The organism is Streptomyces sp. NPDC017993, from assembly GCF_044328065.1.
Taxonomy (GTDB): domain Bacteria; phylum Actinomycetota; class Actinomycetes; order Streptomycetales; family Streptomycetaceae; genus Streptomyces.
In genome coordinates this window covers 1-3,675 of record NZ_JBIRGO010000061.1, presented here as the reverse complement: position 1 = coordinate 3,675, position 3,675 = coordinate 1, and the positions used below count along the sequence as shown (strand labels likewise).

The window sequence follows — 3,675 nt, the reverse complement described above, 5'->3', positions numbered from 1 at the left end:
AACAACTCCACCGCCATACCCACCCACTGCGACCCCTGCCCCGGAAAAACAAACACCCGCCCACCCACCGGACCCGCCACACCAGACGTCACACCCTCACCGGAGACGCCCCCCGCCAACGCCCCCAGCCCGGCAACCGCACCAACCCGATCCCCCGCCAGCACCACCGCACGATGCTCAAACACCGACCGCGACGACACCAACGAAAAACCCACCTCCCCCACACCAGTGCCACCTTCAACGGCAGCAGCCACACAACCCGCCAACCGCTCAACCTGACCCCGCAACGCCCCCACGCTCCGCGCCGACACCACCAACGGCACCACCCCCGAACCCAACACAGGAGCAGGGCTGTCGACGGCGGTCGGTTCCTGCGGCGGGGCCTGCTCCAGGATGATGTGGGCGTTGGTGCCGCTGACGCCGAAGGAGGACACGCCGGCCCGGCGGGGCTCCTCGCCGGTCGGCCACTGCTGCGCCTCCGTCAGCAACGACACCGCACCGGACTCCCAGTCGACCTTCTCCGACCGCTCCTCCGCATGCAGCGTCGCCGGCAGCACCCCGTGCCGCATGGCCATCACCATCTTCATGACCCCGGCCACGCCGGAAGCGGCCTGGGCATGCCCGATGTTGGACTTGACCGACCCCAGCCACAGCGGCCGGTCGGCGGGGCGCCCCTGGCCGTAGGTCGCCAGCAGCGCGCCCGCCTCGATCGGATCGCCCAGCGTCGTACCCGTACCGTGCGCCTCCACCACCGCCACCTGCTCCGGCTTCAGCCGCGCATCGGCCAACGCCGCCCGGATCACCCGCTGTTGGGAGGGGCCGTTGGGCGCGCTGAGGCCGTTGCTCGCACCGTCCTGATTGATCCCACTGCCAGCCACCACGGCCAGCACCGGATGCCCGTTGCGCCGCGCCTCCGACAGCCGCTCCAGCAAGAGCACACCGACGCCTTCACCGAGACCCATGCCGTCCGCGCGCTCGCCGAATGCCTTGCAACGGCCGTCCTGGGCCAGCCCCCGCTGGCGGCTGAAGCCGACCAGGCCGAGCGGATCGGCCATCACCGCCGTTCCTCCGACCATGGCCATCGAGCAGTCGCCCTGGCGAAGGGACTGGACGGCGAGGTGCAGGGCCACGAGCGACGACGAACACGCCGTGTCGACCGTGACTGCGGGGCCCTCGAGCCCGAGGGTGTACGAGACCCGACCGGAGATGACACTTGTCGACATGCCGGTCACCAGGTGGCCCTGAACGCCCTCCGGGACGTCCTGGTAGTTGATGCCCCAGCCCTGGTAGGCGGCACCGACGAAGAGACCGACCTTGCTGCCGTGCAGTGTGGAGGGGGCGATGCCGGCCCGTTCGAAGGCTTCCCACGAGGTCTCCAGCAGCAGCCGCTGCTGGGGGTCCATCGCGGTCGCCTCACGCGGCGATATACCGAAGAAGGCCGGGTCGAACCGGTCGGCGTCGTGCAGGAAACCGCCCTCGGTCACGTAGATCTTTCCCTGGCGGTCGGGGTCCGGGTCGTAGAGGCCGTCGAGGTCCCAGCCACGGTTCGCGGGGAATGCGGAGATGGCGTCCTTGCGTTCTGCGACCAGATCCCACAATTCCTCGGGGGAATCGGCGCCGGGGTAGCGGCAACTCATGGCCACAATGCCGATCGGCTCTCGGGCCGACGCGGTGAGCTCTTGGTTTGCCCGCCGCAGCCGCTCGGTCTCCTTCAGAGACTCACGCAGCGCTCCCACAATTTTGTCATCGGCGCTAGTCATCTTGTGCTCCGCTTTTCGAGTCTCTTCAGAGGTCATTGTTGTCGTACGCCATGCGGATCAGTCCGTCGACGTCCAGTTCGTCGATGGAATCCGTGGAATCGCCGCATTCCGCGGCGGAATCGGAGTCGGGAGATTCGGCAAGCTTGCGCAGTTCGCCGAGCAGGCCGGACTCCTGAAGTCGGAACAGCGGAACTGAATTCAACAGCTGCCGGACTTCTGCTTCCTCAGGGTCCGCCGGGGCCGCGGGGCCCTGGTCGGGGAAGAGCATGGCGCCGATGTGCTCGGCCAGAGCGCGGGCCCGGGGGTAGTCGAACACCACCGTGACGGGCAGGCGCAGCCCGGTCGCCGCGCTGAGGCGGTTGCGGAGGTCGACGGCGCTCAGCGAGTCGAATCCCAATTCCCGAAATGCCCGTGACTCATCGACGGCCGCCGGGCCGGGATATCCGAGCACCGAGGCGATCTGGGTGCACACCAACTCGGAGAGTGCGCGCTGCCGTTCCCCGGCGGACAGTCCGGTCAGTCGCGGGCGTACCAAGGAGTCGTCGCCGCCGGTCTCTGCCGGAGCGGCTTCGGTCGCCAGGATCCTGGCGACCTCGGGCACCTCGCTCAGCAGTGGGCTGGGGCGGGCCGAGGTGAAGACGGGGACGAACCGTTCCCAGTCGATGTCCGCGACCACCACCACGCTCTCGTCGCGGTCCATGACCTGCTGGAAGGCGTTGATGGCCAGCCTCGGCGACATGAAGGGAATGCCGCGCCCGCGCAGCTGCTCCTCGGCCAGGTTGGCGGCCATGCCGCCGCCGTCCTCGGGGCTCCAGATACCCCAGACCACCGAGGTCCCGGCGAGGCCCCGGGCCCGCCGCTGTTCGGCGAGGCCGTCGAGGTAGGCGTTGGCCGCGGCGTACGCGCCGTGGTCGCCGCTTCCCCAGACCGCCGATATTGAGGAGAAGAGGACGAAGTCGTCCAGTGTCGACCGGTCGAAGACGGCGTCCAGGTTGGCCGCGCCGACGATCTTCGCGTGGGCCGTGTCGGAGAACTCCAGAAGATCCGTGTCGGCGAGCGGCACGAGGACGCCCGCGCCGGCGATGTGCATCACGGTGCGGATCCGCGGGCCGTCGGCCTCCACCTCGCGGACCAGCGCGGCCAGGGCGTCGCGGTCGGTCACGTCGCAGGCGGCGATGGTGACCCGGGCGCCGAGTGCGGTGAGTTCGGCCCTCAGCTGCTCCGCGCCGGGGGCCGCCGGCCCGCTGCGACTGGTGAGCACCAGGTGCTCCGCACCACGGCCGGCCAGCCATCGGGCTATCTGGCCACCGATACCGCCGGTGCCGCCGGTGATCAGTACGGTGCCGCGTGGTGTCCAGGCCGGGACGAGGTCCGCCGCGGCCGGCGAGGACCGCACCAGTCGGCGCACGAGCAGGCGGTTGCCGCGTACGGCGAGCTGGTCCTCGTCGTCGAGCCCGCTCAGGGCCGCGCACAGCAGTGCGGCGCCGCGCCGGTCGAGTCTGTCGGGGAGGTCGATCATGCCGCCCCAGCGCTGCGGGTGTTCGAGGGCGGCCACTCGTCCCAGGCCCCACACGGCGGCCAGGGTGGGGCTGTCCAGCTGGTCGGTGCTGCCGGTCGCGACGGCACTCCGGGTGACGAGCCAGAGGGGGGCTTCGATACCGGCATCACCCAGTGCCTGGATGAGGGTCAGGGTGAGTCCGAGGCCGGCCGGCAGGTCGGGGCATCCCGGGTGTGCGCCTTCGACCCCCGCCAGCAGGGACAGCACACCGACCGGGGCGTCACCCTCCAGGCTTTCCCGCAGGCGCGAGGCGAGAATTTCGCGTCCGGCGTCGGACTCGTCGATTTCGAGGGTGTGGAGGGTCATGCCCTGTGCGCGTAGTGCCTCGGCGACCTGACCCGCTTCCGGGCATTCGGC

Annotated in this window: 2 protein-coding genes; both read right to left on the bottom strand. The window is 70.2% G+C overall.

The window, feature by feature from the left end; genetic code table 11:
- A partial coding sequence (locus ACH4FH_RS38860) for a type I polyketide synthase (RefSeq protein WP_398560700.1) occupies nt 1-1,760 on the bottom strand: 1,760 nt, incomplete at its 3' end.
- A 25-nt stretch (nt 1,761-1,785) separates the two neighbouring features.
- Nucleotides 1,786-3,675: beta-ketoacyl reductase (locus tag ACH4FH_RS38855; RefSeq protein WP_398560699.1), on the bottom strand; the 1,890-nt coding region annotated here is incomplete at its 5' end.